Genomic DNA, 211 nt, shown 5'->3' with positions numbered 1-211 from the left:
CACCAACCAGGTCGTCGCGCTGACCTCGGCCCAGCTGAGCAGCCTGGCTTCGGCCCAGGTTGCCGCGCTGTCGAGCAACGCCATCGGCGCCATCGAGACCGCCGACCTGTCGGGCCTGACCACCGCCAACGTCGCCGTGCTGCGCAGTTCGCAGCTGGCCGGCCTGGCCACGGCGCAGGTTGCCGCGCTGTCGACCAACCAGATCGCCGCG

At 72.0% G+C, this 211-nt stretch carries 1 protein-coding gene; it reads left to right on the top strand.

Going from position 1 to position 211, the window contains the following annotated elements; all coding sequences use genetic code 11:
- Window positions 1–211: hypothetical protein (locus RUGAMON1_RS32785; RefSeq protein WP_445234444.1), on the top strand; the 211-nt coding region annotated here is incomplete at both ends.

Source organism: Duganella rhizosphaerae (genome assembly GCF_040364205.1).
GTDB lineage: Bacteria > Pseudomonadota > Gammaproteobacteria > Burkholderiales > Burkholderiaceae_D > Rugamonas > Rugamonas rhizosphaerae.
This window is presented reverse-complemented; position numbering and strand designations above follow the sequence as displayed.